This is a genomic window from Rhizobacter sp. P2_H2, assembly GCF_056403375.1.
In genome coordinates this window covers 1-732 of the sequence record NZ_JBFUFP010001686.1, presented here as the reverse complement: position 1 = coordinate 732, position 732 = coordinate 1, and the positions used below count along the sequence as shown (strand labels likewise).

Genomic DNA, 732 nt, shown 5'->3' with positions numbered 1-732 from the left:
CTGTTGATCGTGGTCACCGTGTGGCGCACCTCGGGCATCTCGCGCAGCATCGCGTCGACCTGCTTCGCGCGCATCTCGGTGACCTCGATCGACGAGCCGACCGGCGTGTAGAAGTTGACCTGCGTCTCGGAGAAGTCGGCCTTCGGCACGAACTCGGCGCCGAGCACCGGGATCAGGAAGAAGCTGCCGACGAAGGTGGCGAGCGCGATGCCGAGCGTCGCGAGCTTGTGCGCGAGCGCCCAGCCGAGGATCTCCTGGTAGGCGTGCGACAGCCACTGCGTGAAGCGGTCGAACACGCCGGTGACGCGGCCGATGGTCTTGTCGTAGAGCGTCACCGGCGGCCCGTGGTGCACGCCGTGGGCCTGCGGATCGTGCCAGATGCTCGACAGCATCGGATCGAGCGTGAAGCTGACGAACATCGAGATCAGCACCGCCGCGACGATGGTCAGCCCGAACTCGTGGAAGAACTTGCCGACGATGCCGCCCATGAAGCCGATCGGCAGGAACACCGCGACGATCGACAGCGTGGTGGCCAGCACCGCGAGGCCGATCTCGTTGGTGCCGTCCAGCGCGGCCTGGTGCGCGCTCTTGCCCATCTGCACATGGYGCACGATGTTCTCGCGCACSACGATCGCRTCGTCGATCARSAGCCCGAYGCACAGGCTCAGCGCCATCATCGTGATGGTGTTGATCGTGAAGCCGAACACGTACATGAACAGGAAGGTGCCGATC

The 732-nt window shown here is 65.2% G+C and carries 1 protein-coding gene; it reads right to left on the bottom strand.

Going from position 1 to position 732, the window contains the following annotated elements; genetic code table 11:
- Positions 1–732: efflux RND transporter permease subunit (locus AC1D15_RS35615; protein WP_477829800.1), on the bottom strand; the 732-nt coding region annotated here is incomplete at both ends.